22 protein-coding genes are annotated in these 21,549 nt (G+C 33.2%); 18 read left to right on the top strand and 4 right to left on the bottom strand.

All coding sequences use genetic code 11. The annotated features are described in order from the left end of the window. The first annotated feature begins 2 nt into the window (after positions 1-2). The 17 genes from HM985_RS00540 to HM985_RS00460 all read left to right on the top strand — a co-directional run bounded on the left by HM985_RS00540 (position 3) and on the right by HM985_RS00460 (position 16,282). Entirely contained in the window at positions 3-638 is a 636-nt protein-coding gene (locus tag HM985_RS00540; protein ID WP_179374362.1) for a vWA domain-containing protein, read from the top strand. Positions 639-891: 253 nt separating this feature from the next. Beyond that, positions 892-1,938: a TerY-C metal binding domain-containing protein gene (locus HM985_RS00535; protein WP_179374361.1), complete on the top strand. Its 1,047-nt coding sequence runs from the start codon at positions 892-894 to the stop codon at positions 1,936-1,938. Next, complete coding sequence (locus HM985_RS00530) at positions 1,939-3,390, top strand: protein phosphatase 2C domain-containing protein (protein ID WP_179374360.1); 1,452 nt, start codon at positions 1,939-1,941, stop codon at positions 3,388-3,390. It begins immediately after the preceding gene. A gap of 8 nt (positions 3,391-3,398) precedes the next feature. Next, entirely contained in the window at positions 3,399-4,922 is a 1,524-nt protein-coding gene (locus HM985_RS00525; RefSeq protein ID WP_179374359.1) for a helix-hairpin-helix domain-containing protein, read from the top strand. Positions 4,923-4,941: 19 nt separating this feature from the next. Continuing rightward, on the top strand, positions 4,942-6,099 hold the full coding sequence (locus tag HM985_RS00520) for a sodium:calcium antiporter (protein ID WP_179374358.1): 1,158 nt from the start codon (positions 4,942-4,944) through the stop codon (positions 6,097-6,099). A gap of 271 nt (positions 6,100-6,370) precedes the next feature. Next, positions 6,371-6,874 (top strand): thermonuclease family protein, encoded by a 504-nt coding sequence (locus HM985_RS00515; protein ID WP_179374357.1) that lies wholly within the window; start codon positions 6,371-6,373, stop codon positions 6,872-6,874. Then, positions 6,874-7,236: a hypothetical protein gene (locus tag HM985_RS00510; RefSeq protein ID WP_179374356.1), complete on the top strand. Its 363-nt coding sequence runs from the start codon at positions 6,874-6,876 to the stop codon at positions 7,234-7,236. The genes HM985_RS00515 and HM985_RS00510 overlap by 1 nt, the downstream gene beginning before the upstream one ends. Before the next feature lie 106 nt (positions 7,237-7,342). Then, positions 7,343-7,720, top strand: a complete 378-nt coding sequence (locus tag HM985_RS00505; RefSeq protein ID WP_179374355.1) for a PH domain-containing protein — start codon at positions 7,343-7,345, stop codon at positions 7,718-7,720. A gap of 38 nt (positions 7,721-7,758) precedes the next feature. After that, entirely contained in the window at positions 7,759-8,052 is a 294-nt protein-coding gene (locus HM985_RS00500) for a DUF6804 family protein (RefSeq protein ID WP_179374354.1), read from the top strand. Between the two features lie 408 nt (positions 8,053-8,460). After that, complete coding sequence (locus HM985_RS00495) at positions 8,461-9,288, top strand: hypothetical protein (protein WP_179374353.1); 828 nt, start codon at positions 8,461-8,463, stop codon at positions 9,286-9,288. Between the two features lie 99 nt (positions 9,289-9,387). Next, the gene (rnhA, locus tag HM985_RS00490) at positions 9,388-10,089 is read left to right on the top strand and encodes a ribonuclease HI (protein WP_179374352.1); all 702 of its coding nucleotides are present in this window, start codon (positions 9,388-9,390) and stop codon (positions 10,087-10,089) included. A 159-nt stretch (positions 10,090-10,248) separates the two neighbouring features. Then, entirely contained in the window at positions 10,249-11,241 is a 993-nt protein-coding gene (locus HM985_RS00485) for a type IV toxin-antitoxin system AbiEi family antitoxin (RefSeq protein WP_179374351.1), read from the top strand. Next, positions 11,216-12,067 carry a nucleotidyl transferase AbiEii/AbiGii toxin family protein gene (locus HM985_RS00480; RefSeq protein ID WP_179374350.1) on the top strand — a complete coding sequence of 284 codons (852 nt, stop codon included), beginning with the start codon at positions 11,216-11,218 and terminating at the stop codon, positions 12,065-12,067. The genes HM985_RS00485 and HM985_RS00480 overlap by 26 nt, the downstream gene beginning before the upstream one ends. Beyond that, positions 12,051-12,266 carry a hypothetical protein gene (locus tag HM985_RS00475; protein ID WP_179374349.1) on the top strand — a complete coding sequence of 72 codons (216 nt, stop codon included), beginning with the start codon at positions 12,051-12,053 and terminating at the stop codon, positions 12,264-12,266. Before HM985_RS00480 ends, HM985_RS00475 begins: the two co-directional genes overlap by 17 nt. A gap of 122 nt (positions 12,267-12,388) precedes the next feature. Further along, a complete protein-coding gene (locus HM985_RS00470) occupies positions 12,389-12,559 on the top strand; it encodes a hypothetical protein (protein WP_179374348.1) in 171 nt (56 codons plus the stop codon). A gap of 51 nt (positions 12,560-12,610) precedes the next feature. After that, positions 12,611-15,028, top strand: a complete 2,418-nt coding sequence (locus HM985_RS17160) for an AAA family ATPase (protein ID WP_218843350.1) — start codon at positions 12,611-12,613, stop codon at positions 15,026-15,028. A 3-nt stretch (positions 15,029-15,031) separates the two neighbouring features. Continuing rightward, positions 15,032-16,282 carry an McrC family protein gene (locus HM985_RS00460; protein WP_179374347.1) on the top strand — a complete coding sequence of 417 codons (1,251 nt, stop codon included), beginning with the start codon at positions 15,032-15,034 and terminating at the stop codon, positions 16,280-16,282. 942 nt (positions 16,283-17,224) lie between these two features. On the opposite strand, the gene HM985_RS00455 is transcribed toward HM985_RS00460, so the two are convergent. Further along, complete coding sequence (locus tag HM985_RS00455) at positions 17,225-17,551, bottom strand: YegP family protein (protein ID WP_179374346.1); 327 nt, start codon at positions 17,549-17,551, stop codon at positions 17,225-17,227. Positions 17,552-17,868: 317 nt separating this feature from the next. On the opposite strand from HM985_RS00455, the gene HM985_RS00450 reads away from it, so the two are divergent. After that, entirely contained in the window at positions 17,869-19,413 is a 1,545-nt protein-coding gene (locus tag HM985_RS00450) for a Fic family protein (RefSeq protein WP_179374345.1), read from the top strand. Positions 19,414-19,971: 558 nt separating this feature from the next. Here HM985_RS00450 and HM985_RS00445 read toward each other — a convergent pair. From HM985_RS00445 to HM985_RS00435, 3 genes are read right to left on the bottom strand one after another with little or no spacing between them, the layout of a single operon-like run. After that, the gene (locus HM985_RS00445; RefSeq protein WP_179374344.1) at positions 19,972-20,274 is read right to left on the bottom strand and encodes a hypothetical protein; all 303 of its coding nucleotides are present in this window, start codon (positions 20,272-20,274) and stop codon (positions 19,972-19,974) included. 3 nt (positions 20,275-20,277) lie between these two features. Beyond that, a complete protein-coding gene (locus HM985_RS00440; RefSeq protein ID WP_179374343.1) occupies positions 20,278-20,673 on the bottom strand; it encodes a DUF5675 family protein in 396 nt (131 codons plus the stop codon). Then, positions 20,673-21,428, bottom strand: a complete 756-nt coding sequence (locus HM985_RS00435) for a hypothetical protein (protein ID WP_179374342.1) — start codon at positions 21,426-21,428, stop codon at positions 20,673-20,675. The genes HM985_RS00440 and HM985_RS00435 overlap by 1 nt, the downstream gene beginning before the upstream one ends. Between the last annotated feature and the right edge of the window lie 121 nt (positions 21,429-21,549).

Raw genomic sequence — 21,549 nt, 5'->3', positions numbered from 1 at the left:
TTATGAGGAGACTTCCAGTATATTTTTTATTGGATACATCAGGTTCAATGAAAGGCGAACCTATTGTAGCTTTAAATAATGCTTTAAGTGGAATGGTGAATACATTAAGGTCAGATCCACAAGCTTCAGAAACACTTTGGTTAAGTATCATAACTTTTGATGCGGTAATAAAAGAATTAGTACCATTAACTGATTTGCAATCTTTTCAATTACCTGAAATAATTTGTCCAGAAAGCGGTCCAACTTTTACGGGTAAAGCGTTAGAATTTTTACTTCAAAAAGTAAAAAGGGACGTGAAAAAAGGAGACTCAGAGCAAAAAGGAGATTGGAAGCCTCTTCTTTTTCTTTTTACCGATGGAAAACCTTCTGATGTACAGGCGTATAATAGGGTTATTCCAATGGTGAAAGGGATTAACTGGGGGGCTTTAGTTGGTTGCGCAGCTGGACACAAAGCAGATGATGAAAGATTAAAAGAATTAACAGATACAGTCGTACACTTACAAACTGCAGATAGCAATACTTTAAAACAGTTTTTTCTTTGGGTTTCAGATACTATTGAGCAAGGCAATAAAAGCATGGGGACAAAAGATCAAATTACATTGCCTCCTCCGCCTTCAGAAGATATAATTGTTGTTTGATGATCATATTTAAATTTTTACTAGCTGTGCTTATAGTATCTCTATTTATTTATAGTAAGGTAGGTTCTTTTGAAAATCAAATTTCAGAAAAATATTTAAAAATTTTTACCATAATAAAATCAATTTTTAAGCCTGTCTTAAATTTTCTAAAAACATTATTTAAGCCTTACAAAATAGGTGTGAATCTTTTTATTGATACCTCTCAAATTGTTTTATTAATACTATTACTAATTATTATTTTAAATTCCTAATAATGAGAAGATTACCTATTTATTTTTTAATTGATGTTTCAGAGTCTATGGTTGGAGACCCTATTCAACAGGTTCAAGATGGAATTGCAACTATAATTAAGGAGCTTAAGACAGATCCTGTAGCATTAGAAACTGTTTGGATTTCTATAATTGTTTTTGCTGGTGAAGCAAAAACATTAGTGCCATTACAGGATGTTATTAGTTTTTATCCACCAAAGTTTCCGATCGGAAGTGGCACGTCTTTAAGTAAAGGGTTAGGTCATTTAATGTATGAGTTAAGACAAAATATTGTTAAGACTACAGCTGAAACAAAAGGAGATTGGAAACCCATAATTTTCTTATTAACAGATGGTGTACCAACAGATAATACGACTAAAGTTATTCAGGAATGGAATAATAAATGGAGAAAATCTTCAAACCTAGTTTCAATTTCAGTTGGTAATGGAGCCGATATTAGTCTTCTAAGTAAACTATCAGAAAATGTCCTTAAGCTAGAAAAAACAGATGCGAATAGTTTTAAGGAATTTATTGCATGGGTTACTGCTTCAATTAAAACGAATAGTGAGAATATAGAATCTAAGTCTTCGTTTGAATTAACAAAAACAGATACTGAAAACCTTTCTGCAATTGATATTACTAAGAAAGATAACTCAGTAAGTATTGATGATAATTTTGTGGTGCTCTCAGGTTTATGTCAAAACACAACTAAAAAGTACTTAATGAAATATGAGAGGAAAATAAAACCTTCCAATTTTGCGGGTATTGAGTTAGCAACAAAGATTTATAAATTAAAAGGAGCATTTCTTGTTGATGAAACTTATACAGAGTTATCAGATGGAAAAAAATTGAATTTAACAGTAAATACAGAAGAGTTAGTTGGTGTGCCAACTTGTCCAAGTTGTGGTAATCAAACAGCTTTTGCAGTATGCCAATGTGGTCAAATTCATTGTATTGGCAATGAGGAAGTTTCTACATGTCCTTCATGTGGTAATAAAGGGCATTATACATCTGGTTCTGGAGATTTTGATGTTAATAGAACATTAGGTTAGATGGAAGAAAAAACTATAGAGAATTTAATTGTTTTACTTTCAAAAAAAGGAATCAATACAAGTAAGGTGTCAAAAGATTCAATACAAAGTTTTATATCTGAACATAATATAGCTGTAGAATTTGATTCAATCTTTAAAACTCAGCAAAATATTATGGAAAAATGGCAAATAAATAGTAGAATAATACATTTTAATAATTTAGGGATCCAAATGCCTAATGGTAATTATGGAGTTGAATATAATTATTCTTTTGATGATAACTTTTTGGAGATTAATAATTTAGAGAGTTTTAATATCCTAGGATTAGAAAAAGTAGGTTTGAAATTTAATCAGACGACTATGACTATCAAAGGTATACCGATAGATAGCGGGGATTTTGAGTTTGATATTTTATTCAAGGTGATTGGGCAAAATGACTCCATAAAGGATAATATAAGAATAATGAATTTTGTCGTTAATCCAGATCCAAAGTCGCTTTGGAAAAACTTACCGAGCGATAGAGAAGCTGTTTTTTGGAAAGAGGATGATTATTCTTCTTTTGATAAATTGGGAGAGAAATCGATAATTACTTGTTCTAAAAGAGGAAGATCACATCAAAATGTAGGTAGTTTTAGAGATGATCATGAAGCCTATAAGTACTATAAAAAAACAGGTTGGTCTATTGTTTCAGTTTCAGACGGAGCGGGTAGTGCACCTTTGTCTAGAGAAGGATCTAAAATGGCATGTAATTCTGTTATTGAATATTTTGATAATCATTTGTCTTTTAGGGATTTAATTGGTTTTGAGGATGAGATAGAAAATTTTTCAGAAACAAAAGATGAAGAGAGGTGGAATTTAGCTAAAACTAAAGCTGTCAAATCGATATACAAGTCTATTACTTTTACGCATAACAGAATACACGCAAAAGCAGAAGAAATATTAAAAGAAACACCTTTAGTTTTTGAGCAAAAAAAATATAAATATCCAGCAGAATATTTTCATTCAACCCTCATAGTTAGCATTTTCAAAAAGTTTAAAATAGGTTATGTCATTCTCACATTTAGTGTTGGTGATTGCCCTATAGGCATTGTTAATCAAGATAGATCTAAAGCAAAATTGCTTAATTGGTTAGATGTTGGGGAATTTGGTGGTGGTACTCGCTTTGTTACTCAGCCGGAAATATTTCATTCTGATAGAATGGGGAGTAGATTCTCTATCCAAATTGAATCAGATTTTTCATTCTTATTTCTTATGACGGATGGTATTTACGACGCTAAATTCGAAGTAGAAGCTAATCTAGAAAAAACCGATAAGTGGCTCGAGTTTATTTCAGACTTAGAAGGAGCAAATGAAACTGGTGTTAAGATTGATTTTGAAGAAAATGCAGAAGAAAGCTTGAAGAGCTTGAGTAATTGGATGGACTTTTGGAGTAAAGGTAACCATGATGACAGAACTTTATCAATTATTTATTAAACATAATTATGAGTACAGAAACTGTATATTCTATTATAAATAAATCTAAATCATACCAATTTGTTAATAACGGAGAACCCATGAGGGGGGGGATGAAGGATGTTTATTTTAGTCCTGATAAGACTTATGTTGTTGCTATTTTTAGAGATAAACAAGACTTTAATTCTGTAGAAAGGCTAAAAAAAATAGTGACGGTTTACTATGATAGTTTTTTTAATAGAGAAGGAGGAGATTATTATAAAAATATTTATGCATGGCCAACAGATGTTATTGAGCAAAATGGTAAAGTTGGTGTTATTGTTCCTACTTATAATAAAAACTTTTTTTTTGCAAAAGGTTATGAGAGCTTTCCCATATTAAAAGGTAAAGAGAAGAATGGGAAATGGTTTGCAAGTGCAAAATTTAGAACCAAAGCATCAAAATTAAATTTAGATAGAAAGGAATTAGGTAATTGGCTAGGATATTTTCAAGTGAATGTAAACATTGCAAGGGGTGTTAAAAGATTACATTCAGCAGGATTAGCACATTCAGATTTGTCTTATAATAATGTGTTAATTGACCCCGTTTCTAAATCTGCAGCCATTATAGATATTGATGGATTAGTGGTGCCTGGGTTGTTTCCGCCTGACGTAATAGGTACTGCAGACTTTATTGCTCCTGAGGTTATTGAGACAAAGCACTTAAGCGTTTCCGACCCTAATAGAAAACTTCCAAGTAGATTAACCGACTTGCACGCATTAGCGGTATTGATTTATATGTATTTGTTTTATAGACACCCGTTAAGAGGTGGGAATTTTTTTGGTAATATGGAATCAGATCAAGAAGAGGATTTACTTATGGGGTCCAAATCTTTATTCATTGAGCATCCAACAGATAATAGTAATCGGAATTTTAAAAGGGAATATGGCGATAACATTAAAAAATTTCATCCGTGGACGGATTTAAACGCAATACCTTATACAATAGCAGGACCATACCTTAAAGAACTTTTTGATTTGGCGTTTATAAAAGGACTTCATAATCCTAGAGAACGTCCTCCTGCAGAAATGTGGGAGCAAGCTTTGATAAAAACGGATGACTTAAAGCTAAAGTGCAGTAATTCTAATTGCGAACAAGAATGGTTCATTTTTGATAATTCTAAAGTAACAAAGTGTCCTTTTTGTAAAACAAAATATAGTAATAGTATTCCTGTTTTAGATTTTTTCTACCAATTCAAAGAAGGGGTTTGGAAACCAGAAAACCAAAGACTTGTAGTTTATAATAATACAACATTTCATAAATGGCATGCAAATAAGGATTTAATACGTAATGAAAGACTTTCTGATGCTGATAAAAAAAGACAAGGATATTTTACATTTCATAATAGTCAATGGCTCTTTGTCAATGAACACTTAGATAGTTTAAAAGATATTACTGACGATAAGAAAATACCTATTGGCGGAAGTATTGTTTTAACAGAGGGTAAAAAAATATTATTTACAACTAAAAAAGGTGGCAAAATAGCAACCGTAACTATAACCAATAACCAATAACAACTAACATTTTTTCATTATGATATTATTTTCAATATTACTTATAATTTTATGCTGTATAATTATTTGGAGGGCAAGTGACGGTTTTGAAGCTGCTTCAGAGTATTTAGGAAGAAACCTAAGCGATGGTGTTAGAGGAGCTACAATTAATGCAATTGGGTCGTCAATGCCTGAATTATTTACAACACTCTTTTTCTTGTTTATTTTAAAAGATAAAGATGGTTTCGCTGGTGGTATTGGCACTACTGCGGGGAGTGCTATTTTTAATGGTATGATTATCCCGGCTGTGGTTATCTTGGTGGTGGTTTTGAAACGTGTAACCTCTAGTGTTGAGGTTTCTAAAAAAGTGTTGTATAGAGATGGTATTTCATTATTAATTTGTGAGTTTATTTTAATTTTCCTTTTAGGAGGCGATACCTTAAATTGGTTTCATGGATTGATTTTAATGACACTTTATGCTATTTATGCTGTTTACATGCTTACTACGATGAAATCATCAGAGGACAGTAATAATATTGAAGAACTAGAAGATGAAAGTGAAGAATTAAACGGTAATGATAAAAGCGTGTTTGTAAGTTTAATAACTTTAGACTTGGAACCTGTATTTGTAAGAGGGGCTATTAATACTAAAAATGGCTGGAGTCTTCTGATCTTTGCGATGTTTATAATTGGAGCCGCATGTTTATTATTAGTGAAGTCTTGTGAATGGTTAGGAGATGAATTAGATATTCCTATTTATTTCATTGCAGTTATTTTAGCGAGCGCAGCAACAAGTGTTCCTGATACTATTTTATCCATGAAGGATGCTAAAAAAGGGAATTACGATGATGCTGTATCTAATGCATTAGGAAGTAATATTTTTGATGTGTGTTTTGCGCTTGGTTTTCCATTATTCTTGTTTACTTTAATTTATGGACCAATTCAAATGAGTCCCGAAACAGTAGTAAATATTTCAGAATTAAGAATTTTATTATTCATTTTAACCCTTGTCGCTTTTGTTATTTATATAACGAACAGAAAAATGGGGGTTACAAGTGCTATTTTGTTGTTAACGATTTATTTACTGTTTACGATTTATATTTTAGGTAGATCAATGGATTCAGAAATAGCATTAGCTATTAGCAAATGGTTAAGTTCTGTTAATGAAGTTATCGACCAATTTAGGTTTTGGAAATAAACACTTTTTTCACCCTTTTAAAGAGAGCTTTTAGGAAGAAGGGAGAGATTGTTTTAGCTATTAGTTTTAGGCATTAATCCAGATAAAAATAATTTATTCGGAGAATATGTTGTGAAAAAATACTGGTCAGATTGGTTTGATAAAATGAAAGTAAAGCATTATGCTATTAAAACAGCTGAATTACCATCTAACCTGGATAATCTTATTAAAAACTTTATTTTAAAAAAATAAGCATTACAATTGTAATATATTTAACCTTATAATCAACACAATGCAAAAGACTTGGTTGGCTTTAGTCACATTTATAATATTGCTATTAACATCCAGTAGTTTTAATACTGTAAAAGAAACAATAATTTCAGGAAAAGTAACCGCAATCACAGACGGTGATACGTTTAAACTTTTACAAAAAGATTCTACTTTAATCAGAGTCCGTTTAGCAAATATAGATTGCCCAGAACGAAAACAACCGTTCTCTAACCGTGCAAAACAATTTGCTTCAGATGCTATTTTTGGCAAAAATATAGAGATTGTAGTGTTAAGTAAAGATCGTTATGGCAGGTATATAGCCAATGTCATTTATGATAAAGATAAAAATCTAAGTAAAGAGTTATTAAAAGCAGGGTATGCCTGGCACTATGTAAAGTATTCTAACGATGCTACATTACAAGATATAGAAGATACAGCGCGTAAAGACAAAACAGGCCTTTGGAATGATCCTAAACCTATAGCACCATGGCTTTGGAGAAGTAATAAAAAAAAGAAGGTTAAATAATGAAACAAGTAAGGCTTTTATTATTTTTTTTAACTTTTACTTTTAGTTCTATTGCAGTAGCTCAATCGGTATACACAACGCAAACAGGCGAGAAGTATCATAAAACGAATTGCCGATATCTTAAGTATTCTAAAAAAGAGATCGATTTAAAAAAAGCAATCGCTTTAGGTTATGCAGCTTGTAAAGTATGTAAGCCAACAGCCAGTAATACAAAGCCATCAACTCTCAAATCGAATAACACAACACCAACAAATACGGCTTCTAAAAATACCACAGCAACCCAATGTACAGGGAAAACAAAAGCCGGTAACCGTTGCAAACGAAAAACCAAAAATAGCAGTGGCAGGTGCTACCAACATTAAGTGATCTTATAGATTGTATTCATACCTGCAAAAAAAAATAATGGATAAGGATAAAAAAGGATAAGGATTTTTAAATTTAGAGCATATTAAATAAACAAAACAGACTATGGGATTATTCAACAAAATATTAGGCAACGCAAGCCAAGCATCAACAGAGCAACTTAACGAAAAATACGGACGCTTATTAACCGATAATGAGCAAATAGAACTCGGTTTTAAACTCTTTAGAGACGTGTTCATGTTCACCAACAAACGCTTAATTCTTATAGACGTACAAGGCATTACCGGCAGTAAAGTAGAATACAAGTCTATGCCTTATAAAAGTATTTCAAGATTCTCTTTAGAAACCTCTGGGACGTTCGACTTAGATGCCGAGCTTAAAATCTGGATATCAAGTGAAAACTTACCATCCGTAAGCAAAAAATTCAATAAAAGTATCGATGTGTACGAGGTGCAAAAATACTTAGCAGCCAAAGTAATGTAAACACAAAAGTTAATACGGTTACAGCTTTAAACAAAACAATGCATAAAGAAGTCCTTATAAAAATAACATTGGTAATCCTGTTAGGGTTATGCTTGCTAGATATGCCCTATAGCTTCTATCAATTAGTGCGGTTTGCGGCATTAATAGGGTTTGGTTTTTTGGCTTATAATGCTAATGAAAAAGATAACAAAACCGAAATGATAATTTACGGAGCACTAGCCTTGCTTTTTCAACCCTTTTTCAAAATAGCCTTAGGAAGAGAACTATGGAATGGGGTAGATGTCATTGTGGCGTTAGGTCTCATGTGGACCTTATTCAAAAAGGAAAACTAAGTCTTTAAAATATTGATGTTATGTAAAGAAGAGGAAGGTTTAAGAAATACTGAAAGAAGTTACAAACTAAAAACCAAAAAGGAGTAATACCTATAGAGGTATGAAGTAGTGTGCTTGTAGTGACTCTAAATTTCCTATCAAAAAGGATGTGATGTTTCACTTTGAAAAATGGAAGCTTTTCTTATTTTTAGTGTTCCCTTATGGACTACCCCTTAGTTTGACTTTTATACATTAGTACCAAAAGTGAGTTTAGAACATCAAAATAAAATGATTTTAAAATTCGATAAATTATTTGATCATTTTGAAAACTTAATCAAAACCCAAACCCAAAAACTAAATCATTTAAAAGCTTTAAAGAGTAGTTTGTTAGATCAAGCTTTTAAGGGGGAGTTGTAAAAAGTATTATTTATGATAGAATCTGTGAAATACGCAACGATTTCAAACATATATGTTAAAGATCTTATCTTTTATGATAAGGGAAAAGAGCAAAGGTTAATTGAGTTTTGTGAAAAGAATGGAATATCTCATTTGCCAGATGCAGATAGAAAAACCATTTATAAACTAAATCAAGATAAATTTACAAAGGTGCCATTAACAGATGACCTTATATGTCATCCTTTTGACAGACTATTTGATGAAAATACCATAAGTAAATTTGAAAATGGTGATCATGATGAAGTCATGTTTGTGATCGAGGATGATGTTATTAAAGGTGCTGTACACATTGTAGATTATAACAATGATTTTCTAAACATAGAGTTTTACAAAGCTAGTTACAATATTGAACGCATGTTAAGAGAGTATTTGATTGATGTAGGAGAAACTAATAATTCATTATTGAATTGGATGCAAGAAAAAGCAAGCACCAACAAATTTTGGGAAAACAGATATAACCAATGTATGCCAAGTAATAATGAGAAGCGAGAGCAACTCATTAAAAAACGAAAAGATTTAGTTGAATTTCAAAGCTTTTATTTAAATGACTTACTGCTTTTTGCTGCTTCAAAAAAGTTAGTGTCAGATAAATTTAAGGAAAATATAGAAGCTGTTAAGCAGGTTAGAAATTGGGTAGCACATAGTAAGGATCTAGCTTATCGCAGTGGAGAGATAGACAAACCACTATATAAAATAAAAGAACTAAAAAATTTTGTAGCAAATGCTAATCAATTTTTTGAGTGCTATGAAGAATTAGAATTTAGAAGCTTTAAAAAGCAGATTGTTAGGTCAGGCTTTTAAGGGGGAGTTGTAATTATATAATGGTATTAGTTAATCAAGATTAATGTAAATAATAAAACCATTAAATACAGATGTCGAATTTGAATTAAATAAATACTAATGGAAACTAAAGCGATACCAGACATAGACTTGTTTACGGATGGTGGCGCTGAACCCAATCCTGGCAAAGGAGGTTTTGGCACCATACTAAAATATAAAGGTAGGCAAAAGGAATTTTTTGGAGGTTACGAGCTTACTACTAATAACCGCATGGAGTTAATGGCGGTGATCTTTGGTTTAGAAAAAATAAAGACTAAGGCTAAGGTAACTGTTTATTCAGATTCTAAGTATGTGGTTGATGGTATTGAAAAAGGCTGGGTAGTAAATTGGGAACAAAATAATTGGATTAAAAAGAAAGGTAATCTAGTCCTTAATAAGGATTTATGGAGCCGATTATTGGCTGTGATAAAAATACATGAGGTTACATTTTATTGGGTAAAAGGACATGCGGGTCATATAGAAAATGAACGTTGTGATTATTTGGCAAATTTAGGTATAAACTCAGAGGATAAAATTAAGGATGAAGGGTATATGGATCACCTAGAACATATTGACGATTACCAAGAGAAAAAAATAGAGAAAGAAGGTGATTTATGCCGCAAGTGTAACACACCTACAGTGAAAAAAACACCTAAAAAACGCAAGATAAAACCAAACAAAGCGTTTTATTATGAGTATTATTTGTCTTGCCCTAATTGTAATGCCACGTACATGGTAGAAGATGCAAAACGAGATGTACCGAAGAACGATAGTTTATTTTGAAACAAAGTACCGCTATAGTTCAGTATATAATATACGATTTTTAGTGTTTATGTTAGTTCATGTAAGATGAACATTTATAAGTTAAATATTTGGTAATTAGTATTTGTTCATTATATTTACTTGTTCATGTTACATGAACATTATTAAAACTTGAACAATATGTTAGATTTTTTATTTATACAAGAGTTTTTTGAAACCTTAAATTTTGAGGTGGAAGTTCTATGGCAAAAAAATGAAGAAGAAACAGGAGACCGTATTTACTCACTAAACAATGAAGCCGTGTTTGTAGAAACCAAAAACGAAGTTCGTCCTCAAAATATTTCAAATTTTGAAAAACACAGGAGACAAGCTTTACCTTTACTAATAGCTTCAAAATATATTACGCCTAAAGCAAAACAACTTCTAAAAGAAAAAGGCATCAATTACATAGACAGTTTTGGAAACGCTTACATAGATTTAAAACATCTAAAAATCTATGTAGAACAAGGCAACGCAAAACCATATAACAGCGAATACTCTAATATATTTACGCAATCTGGAGGACAAATACTGTTTAACTTACTTAAAAACCCAGAGTTAATTAATGAAACGCAACGCCATTTAGCGCACATAAGCGATGTGTCTTTAGGTAGCGTTAGTAAGTTTTTAAAAGGATTGTTTGATGCAGGATACAGTGTAAAATGGAATAACCAACAAAAATACCAGTTGGTAAATAAAGAAGCTTTATTAGAAAAATGGATTGTAATTCTTAACGAAAAAATATTACCAGCACATAAAATAGGCACTTTTACATTTTCTAAAACGAATAGGGATAATTGGAAAAATCAACTGATGATTCCCAATGTACTGTGGAGTGGTGAACCAGCTGCAGCATTGCTTACAGAGTATTTGAATCCAGAAAAGTTTTCAATGTTTACACCGTTGTCAAAACAAAACATTATTAAAGACTTAAAACTATTACCAGATCCCCATGGTGAAATAAGTATATATAGACCTTTTTGGCTAGAAAGTAATCCAATAGAACGTGTCTTATCTAGTAACTATACTGTAAATCCATTAATTATATATGCACAATTAATTTACAGCGGAAACAGTAGAAATTTAGAAACAGCCCAAATACTTTACAATGAGCACATCCAACCAAACTTATAAGCAATACTCATTTGCACATCATGCAAAAGTGTATGCAATATTAGAAGCCGTTTTTGCTAAATACGGTATTAATTATTATTTAATAGGTGCTAATGCAAGAGACGTACAATTATATAAGCAAGGTATAAAACCAAGTCGAGGTACAGCAGATATTGATTTTGCTATCATGGTTCCAGATATAGATATGTATCAATCTATTTTTACAGAATTATGTGATAACGGTTTTAAAACCACAAAAGAAGGTTACAGATTAGTTTATAACGAAACTAATACAGTTTTAGATTTAATGCCTTATGGAGAAATAGAGCAAGAGTTTACCGTAAATTTTATAGATAGAGATATCACATTATCGGTATTGGGTTTTTCAGAGGTTGGTGAACATATAGAATCGGTAACAATTAAGGAAGGAAACTACACTTTACCAGTATCACCAATAGAAGGTATTATAATATTGAAGTTAATGTCTTGGACAGATAAACCAGATTTAAGAGTAAAAGATCTTGAAGATATTTCGTTTTTATTACACCACGCTTGGACTTTGTATGAAGATGAGGCATACGAAAATCATTTAGATTTATTTGACGATGATAATTTTGATACACAAATTGTAGCTGCTAGAATTATTGGTAGAAAAATGAAACAAATTATAAACCAAAATGACACATTAAAAAACAGTATTTTAGAAATACTTAATAAAGGTATTGCTAAAAAAGATAAGGCAGAAAACCCAGAAGTAATATTAGCCCAATCAATGAACAAGTCCATTGAAGATATACAAGTTTTATTGTCTAGTATCCTGGGAGGTATAAATGACAGTAGAAAATAAGCCCTTAAGTTTATCTAGCACCAATACTTTAGAAAAATTAAGTACTAATGCGGCTTATTTTGAAGCTATGGTAGAAACTGTTGCTAAACAAACACAAGCTTTTGTAGAGAGTTATCATCGGTACAGTCAGCCCTTTCTAATGAATAATGATTTACAACCTTTAAAACACAATTTTTTAAGGATAATTATTATAATATAAATTAAAAACCAAATTAAAGTATTAATCTATTATGAGTACCTTTTTAACAGGAGATGAGATTAACAACGCTATTGATAACATTATTAGAAATACGAAAAGAGCCATCTACATGACCTTATAGTATGAGAACAGGTGAAGAAATTCCTTTTGATCCAGAACGCCCTTATTCATATAATGCATTTAGATCTTGGGCGTATTATAAAAACTATGACTATCCAGAGAATTATTGTCACAAAACAGGTGCGCCTTCTCATGGTAAAACGTGTATGGCTCAACCTATATTACAAGCTTAAAATAGAAAAAGATTACCTCAATGTTTGTGACTAATTAAACTAAAAAATAAAATGATTAATTATAGAGACTACGAAAAACAAGTATATAATTGGTTGATGCAAAAGCATGACGCTACTAAGGATTTTACATTTTCGGTAAGACAAAATGCGTCTAAAGGCACAGAGCTTGATTACTTTATAGGCACAGAGAAATCAAATTATTTTGCCACGACATTTTGGACATTGCCTGTGTCTTACCCTGGCTCGTCAACTGATTCTATCAATTTAAGATTTGGTACTAATGGGGATTTATTTACTTATAGATTTGAATTTACTCAGACTAATACCCCTCAAGATAATCAAAACCAATCTGTTTTAAATATTGTCCGAAATTCTGAAAAGTTAATTAAAAATAATCTTGGATTAAAAAAGGAGGGGGCTAATAAGAAAAAAATGTTTTCTTATATTACTAAACAGCACTCTGAAAGTTATACAGATTTACCGACGATGCTTTTGGATATTGAAAAGGATTTGGAACTCATAATTCCAATTGTGAATAAAGCTATAGAAGAAGAAAAAAAGAATAACTCAGAGCTAACGGCACATTCAATTGAGTTAGGAGAATTCAATGCAATGCAGGATAAGTTGAACAAACGTTTTGTGAAATATAAAGACCAGGTCTTGGGTAGTACTAAGGAAAGTCCGAAGTATTGGCTTTACACACCAGGCAGAAATGCAGAGCATTGGGATGCGTTTTACGAGGAAGGGATCATGGCTATTGGTTGGGATAAATTAGGAGATTTGTTACAATACGAGAGCAAGGATGATGTGTTTGATGCCTTAAAGGAAAATTATGGAGGAGAAGGAGACAAAAGGAATGATGTAACAGCTAATGATGAGTTCTGTAATGAAATTCAGATTGGAGATGTTGTTATCGTAAAAAGAGGAAGTGCTGAGCTATTGGGTTATGGAGAGGTGACGTCCGATTATTATTTTGATGAGAAACGAGAAGACTATAAACATTGTAGAACAATAGATTGGAAACTAAAAGGGAATTGGCAAACACATTTTAGTTTAGTTTTAAAGACACTTACAGATTTTACACAGTATAAATCTAAAAGTTCAGAGTACGCGTTTTATTATGAAAATCTAATGGGTATTATGAAAGGAGATATAGATATCTTAGATGTTAATAATAGTGTTGCTATCAATCAAATCTTATACGGCCCACCAGGTACAGGTAAAACCTATGCGTTAAAACAAGATTACTTTCCATTATATACAACAAAAGAAACTTCTATTACGTCCGAAAAACATTTTGAATCAGTGGTAAAAGAATGTTCATGGTGGGAAGTTATAGCGGTAGCATTATTACAACTTGGTGAATCTAAAGTCAATGATATTTTTAATCATAAATGGGTTAAGAAAAAAGCCGAGTTGTCTAATTCAAAGACTATTAAGCCAACACTTTGGGGGCAATTACAAAGTCATACTGTAGAATCGTGTGATAATGTAAGGGTGAAATCGAAACAACAGCCTTTGATTTTTAATAAAACTAAAAATTCGACATGGGAAATCATTGAGGAAGAGGTTGAAAACCAGATACCTGAATTATACGATCTTGTTAAAAAGGTAGAGGATTTTGTGCCAGATGCTAATAAGGTTATTGAACGTTTTACATTTGTGACCTTTCATCAATCATTTAGTTATGAGGATTTTATAGAGGGTATAAAACCTATAATGCCAGAAAATGAAGCAGTGGCGGAAGATTTAGGTTATAAAATTGAAGATGGTGTATTTAAAGAGATTTGTAAAGAGGCTTCTGGCGATCCTAATAACAGGTACGCTATTTTCATTGATGAAATTAATCGTGGTAATGTGTCCGCCATCTTTGGAGAACTCATCACGCTTATTGAAGTCGATAAACGAACAGGGGCTAAAAATGAATTGCGTATTAAACTGCCGTACTCTAAAAAGGAATTCAGTGTGCCTTCTAATCTAGATATTTATGGCACCATGAACACCGCAGACCGTTCCGTAGAGGCTTTAGATACCGCCTTACGTCGTCGTTTTGAGTTTAAAGAAATGATGCCAGATTATACTGTTATAGCAAATGCGGAGGTAGAGGGCATAAGGCTTTCAAACGTTTTAAAAACCATTAATGAACGTATAGAATTATTGATTGATAGAGAGCATGCAATTGGACATTCTTATTTTGTTGGAGTAGAAACAGCAAAGCAACTAGCCAAGGCATTTACAAATAAAATAATACCCTTACTACAAGAGTATTTTTATGGCGATTATGGTAAAATAGGTCTAGTATTGGGTAATGGGTTTGTAGAACGAAAAACGAATAAAGACTTAAAGTTTTCTAGTTTTAAATATGAAGGCAAAGACGAATTTATAACCCCTACGTTTATATTAAAACCAATAAAAGCGACTAATGTTATTGAGGCGATGAATCAATTATTCGAAAATAAAGAAAGTTAAGTCTTGAAAATACATAAATCAATTTCTGTTTTTGAGCACCAAAGACTTTATGTTGGGCAACATAATTTTAAGCAAACACATTTAGAGGCGTTGCTCAAACTTAACGAATATCACGATGGTAATTATTTTGAACCCATAGCCAAAGGCATTAAGTTTAATCAATATGTCGGTGTAATTCAAGTGGATGGTTTAACTATTGAAATTCATCCAAAAGCAGATAAAGATGATGCAGATAGTAAGTGGCAAGGCGTGTTGTTAAATATGCTAACGGCTTGTGGAAAATTGAAAGCAGAATCATCTGGCGCAGCAAACGTTAAAAGACAACATCTTAATTTATTAGAGGTCTATTTCGAATTATTTTTACTGGAGGTAGAAGGCTTAGTGAGAAAAGGAGTCATTAAAAACTACAGAAAGCAAACCCATAATACAAAAGCCTTAAAGGGGAAATTAGAATTTGCAGGACATGTCCGTAAAAATGCAGTACATAAAGAACGTTTCTATACCACGCATCAAGTTTATGATACCAATCATGTATTACATCAGGTTTTATTCAAAGCTTTAACAATTGTAGAACAATTTACAAAGGGAACACGACTCAGTAATTTAAGCAGTAGGATCTTATTAAATTTTCCAACAGTAGATAAGAAAACAATCACCGCACAGCAAATTAAAAACATCAAATTAGATAGGAAGTCCAATAGCTATAAGGACGCTTTAGAATTAGCACGATTGATTATTTTAAACTATTCCCCAGACATTTCAAGTGGTAAAGAAAAGATGGTGTCACTTTTATTTAATATGAATGACCTTTGGGAGACTTATGTTTTAAAGCAGATTGTAAAAGCTTGTGAAGGAACAGGTATCGAAGTTTCAGGGCAAGAATCAAAATCATTTTGGGGGAGTAATAGCCTTAAGCCAGATATTGTATTACGTCAAGGAACAAAGACATTGATCATTGACACCAAATGGAAACGACCACAGAAAAAATCTGCTTCGGTAAGTGATTTACGACAAATGTACACCTATTGTCGTTTTTGGGATGCCGAAAAAGCAATGCTTTTATATCCTGGAGATGATGCAGAGAATAAGTTTAAATCCTATTTAACGGATGATTATTCAAGCCATATAAAGGAGGGGCCTAAAGAAATGGAGCACCAATGTAAGATGGGATTCGTTTCTGTTCTTAATGATAATGGAGACTTAGATAAAAGGATGGGGGCAAAAATTATAAGATTATTAGAATTAATAGGTTGAAGCCACTTAAAAGGTTAAATGAAGTAGAGACGTTGATCTTTGATTAAAGACAATCTGGGGACAAATTAAAGGAAATAAAACATAAGTAGGACTCATAGAAGTACGCGGTCCTATGAAACACAACCACTAACATCAAAATCAAGGTAGGCAGGTAATAAGGTGTTCGTCAGGCGTTTCATTTTGTTATATAGTACATCTGGGCAAGGCACAGTACCCACGAAAGTGGGTATCTTATTCATAATTCGCAAACCACATAAGTAACCGCTCAAACCAACCCCTTGCCCAAACCATAAATAGCACTACTGCGGCGACACGTCCTCGCAGCACTATGTATTTGTACTATGCCACACACTACACTATTCCTCAACCATAGCTACTCTTGTACCTTAAAATCCAAAGCGGTTTTGCGCAAAGCGCAAGTTCTAAAAATTAAGGTACAACCGCTATTTAATATTTCGCGAGCCTGCGGGTCGCTGCGGGCAAAACCCACAGTAAAGAGGTGCTCAATAGTAGCTTTTTACGGATAATTAAAGGGCCATAAAACGTTAAGATTTAAAAGAGTTAAAGCTGTGGGTCTACGGGTGTCACATTTTTTGAAACCGAAACAATAAACCTAAAGGATCTCAATAACGGACGGCAGCAGAACCATAGAAAAAATGGTACAGCTGCTGTCCTGGCAAGTAAGAGTAGTACCAACCCTCGCTTTTTCCTACCGTCAAAAACTTCAAATTGGCACTACACTTACCGAAGCGAATAAACAGTAAGTCACCATACAACAAATCAAAAAACTGCGCCACCCTTGCGGTAAACCGTTGCTGTGCTGCGCCCTTTTGCAGAAAAATGCAACGGGCTATTCACCACACCACCCTTGCTCATCTCGCAGTCGGCTCGCGCCTTTTAGATTACCTGCTAAAAAATGACTTTAATAGATTTTAATAAACGTTAAACGTCCTCAATCGGTGCTTTAGGAGCATTAGTTTTAACGGATTGAATACCATTTTCCATTCCTGATAGGCTTTCATACATTTCACTAGTTCCAATAATTTGACCGTTTGATGCTTTTAAATTAAAATAAGGCTTCCCGTTGCTTGATGTTTTTCTATCAAATTGACCATCATCTTGTGAGTTAGTCTTAACAGATGCAATACCATTTAGACACCCAGATTTAGCGGTATAACCTTCACTTGCGAGTATGATTTGTCCATTGCCGGCTTTCAAACGAAACCTATAGTGCTTCTTAGAATCTTGATACACTTCAAACTTTGCCATAATAAATGTTGTTATTGTTAATATCTAAATATAATGAAAAAATACCACAAATAGAGTGGGCTTCCATCGACCATCACTAAAATGCTATAAAGCGCAAGCCAAAGGTTTTGAAAAAAATAATACGCCGTAAAAAGCGTATTTTTTTGCGCTTATTTTTTCTGTTAAATGAGTTTTGCGCTTATTTTTTTGTAATTGCGCTCGTTTTTAAATTTTAATTTGCGCTCGTTTTTATTTTCGATTTCAATTTTGCGCTCATTTTTTATGAATAGCGCGCGTGTTTTTGGTTATCTTTGAGTAGTATTCAAAGAAATTAAAACATGGAAATAGTAACATCATTAGTAGTAACATCTATATTTCAAGGAAAAACCATACCTGAAAAAGGGAAAATAGTGGGGTACGGTGCTATCATAGAAGGTTTAAGGTTACCAATACCATTTCCAAACACATTAGCATTAATAGCTGACAAAAGCAAAAAATATAGTAACGGCAAATGGAAAGTGTTTCCTGCGTCCTACCAACCAGAAGAAACATTATACAAACAGTTGGTGTTTGCTATTAAATATGAAGGCATAAATTTATTAGTCTTTAAATCATTATTTAATGCAATAACTAAAGATAAAGTACAAGATATATTACATATAGAGCCTAGTGGTCAATATAGTCGTAAAATTTGGTTTTTGTATGAGTGGCTTCAGCAAGAACAGATTCATGTAGATGTCGATTTAAAAAAACGTAAATATATTCCGTTGTTAGACGCTAAAATGCAATATGTAATAAAAGGACAAGAAGCTGTAAGACAAAAAATAATTAATAATCTTCCAGGTACCGTAGATTTTTGTCCGTTAATTTTTAAAACTGAAAAATTAGAAAAATATATCAATGCCAATTTATCCGATCAAAAAAATAGGTTCTTGCAGGGTATTCATAAAGATGTATTACAACGTGCATCTTCGTTTTTACTATTAAAAGATTCTAAAGCGTCTTTTACTATTGAAGGTGAAAACCCTGGAAATAACAGGGCTATGCGCTGGGGGAAAGCAATTGGGCAAGCTGGAGATAAACCTTTAAGTATTGAAGAGTTAGAACGTTTACAGCAAATAGTTATTGAAAATACTAGATTTTTAACCATGGGTTTACGTAACGAAGGGGGTTTTGTAGGGCAGCATGATAGAAGTACAGGAGAACCAATACCAGATCATATTTCTGCAAAACAAAATGACATAGAACAATTACTAAAGGGTTTAATGGCAACAAATGTAGTAGTGCAGGATAAAAGTTACGATGCTGTTTTAGCGGCTGCAACCATAGCATTTGGTTTTGTATTTATACATCCTTTTGTAGATGGTAATGGGCGTTTACATCGTTATATTATACACCATATTTTGGCAAAAAAGAAATTAACACAACAAGGGGTTATTTTTCCTGTTTCTTCCTCAATTTTAGATCATATAGAGGATTATAAAGCTGTTTTAGAATCTTATTCCCACCCGTTATTAGATTATATAACATGGAGTCGAACAGAAACTAATAATATAGAAGTAACAAATAATACTATTGATTTTTATCGTTATTTTGATGCAACCAAACAAGCTGAGTTTTTATATGATTGCGTAGCGGATACTTTAAAAAGGGTGATTCCAGAAGAAGTAAGTTATTTGCAAAAATATGATGAATTTAAAAGGTATTTAGATAATCATTTTGAAATGCCAGACAAATTAGTAGCATTAATGGTTCGGTTTTTAGAACAGAATAATGGTACTTTATCAAAAAGAGCTTTGGAAAAAGAATTTACAGAATTAAAAAAAGAAGAAGTTGCAGAGATAGAAGCACAATATCTCAATATTTTTTTAAAGATTGAATAGCCAAATAACTTGGCGCACAATTAGAAAATATTTGGATGAATCATGTCGTTGGTTTGTTTGTTGGTTGTGTTCAGTTATTGGTTTAAAAAAAAGAACACAAATATAGTTGGTTCCCATCGGCCACCACTAAAATGCTATAAAGCTCAAGCCAAAGGTTTTGAAAAAAATAATCCGCCGAAAAAAGCAGATCATTTTTTTAAACCTAAAACTAGGCGTATTATTTGGTCCAAAAAGCTTGACAGCATCCCCACACCACCAATGAGATAGTTATCTTTTTTTGTTTTTCGTTAAAAATAATAGGGAAGGGTTTTGTAGGATAGTTGAATGATTGCGTTAACCAAAAAGAGCCTCTAGTGAAGCTCTTTTTTATTATTCTTTCGTTTCAGAAAAAAGTGATGTATGCGTTTAATCAGTAGTGAAACGAAATAACTGACGATAGCACCAAAAGCAGCCATAACAGCAGTTTTGAGGAGGTCTTCAGATGTGATTTGAAACCACACAGAGGAAACCGTGCCACCAAGAATTGAAAAACGAATAGGGGTCACATTTTGGGTCATTTTATCCGGAACTTGATGTAGAATCTTTTGGATCCGTGTTAGGTTTTTTTGTTGTCGGAGACTTCGGAGGTTCAGTCGCAGCATCAGTAGCATCATCATCATCATCCATAATCACAGCCTGACTCACTGCGGTAGCAACAGTCCCAGCTACAGTCATATAAGTGGCTACCGTCACCACTAATGCCGGTAATGAAATTGGTGCTGCAATAATAGCACCGCCAGCAGTGGCTAAGGCGATACCGATATTTCTTAAAGTTCTGAAGAACTTTGGCGTTGTTGTTTTATAACGATCTAAAATAGTCATGGTTTAAGATTTAATAGTTAATAATACATTTTCGTTTCTGTCGAAGGCTTGATAGCATAGTGATACTAATTTTTGAAGGCATGCTTTTGAATGAATCCCTTTTCCAAGACCTGTTAACTGCGTAACAGGAGCAATACAACCACGAAGCTCACGCTGCGCATCATTTGCAGGATGTAGTAATATCAAGCTACGATCTGGTACATCAAGCACTTGTAAATGAGGCCCAAATTTTTCGGAATACCGCGCTTTTAGTGGATATACACCTTCAGGAATACACGAGATATGTCGTTGATTAGCCTTCCAAGGCAATTCAATAGCAAAGCCTAAAAATTGACCATTACAGAAGAGGGCACTTGGCGTACCCGCTTCATAATAGGTTCTCTGGAGCAACACAGTCATTACAAAGTGTCAATTTGTGCCACAGATAAGGCGTTATAAGCACCGTTTTTTAACGGATACATTTGTCCGTTCACCTCTTGGTAAAACGCAATACCCACAACCTGAATCACAGGAAGTACGGATGCTGCGGTCAAAGTCACAGTAAGGTTCATAGCAGCCGTATCTACACCATCATAGGGAAGAATAGCTGTTTCTGAACTTTCAAATACAGAAGCTTCATTAGCAAAATCAAGTTCTGCTGCACCCATAACTAACTTGTAATGTGTAGTACCACTTGGGGCAGTAATTCGCACCGTTGGTGCAAATGCAACAAGGTCTACATTCACCTCACCAGTGGCACGATCATAGGTGGTGACATAGGGAGCGAAAAGCGTCGCACCTAATTTTCCATTAACATTAAACTCAAAGCCTAGCAAAGTGTTCATATCACCATCTTCAATGGTTCTTAGTCCACGTTCGTTAACTGCATCCGTTTTAGTGATGGCAACTAAGCTTTTTGTCAAACGACTCACAACTCTGCTGTCTTTCGCATTCTGCAAAAGCACCCGAATAGCATTTCTGATAACTTTGCCACCTTTGCCTGCACGTCCAAATTCAGAACCATTCTCACGAGTTCTCTGAAACGCTGGATCATTTGCAATACGATTCTTATCGACACCACCTTTATAGCGCGCAAGGTGCCCATCTGCGCTTTTGTAGAAGGAAATATCACCGATAGTTCCTTTTAATTTGATAATACCTGTTTGTCTAGCCATAATGCTCTAAAATTTTGATTATGAAGCAAAAGACTGTAGATTTATAAAAGAAATCAAAAACACATGGACATCCATTCCGATGGATTCGTTTTATGCCATTACAATACACATAGACGATCCC

The organism is Winogradskyella wichelsiae, from assembly GCF_013403925.1.
GTDB lineage: Bacteria > Bacteroidota > Bacteroidia > Flavobacteriales > Flavobacteriaceae > Winogradskyella > Winogradskyella wichelsiae.
Note: the sequence above shows the minus strand (reverse complement) of the source record. Positions and strands in the feature narration are given on the sequence as shown.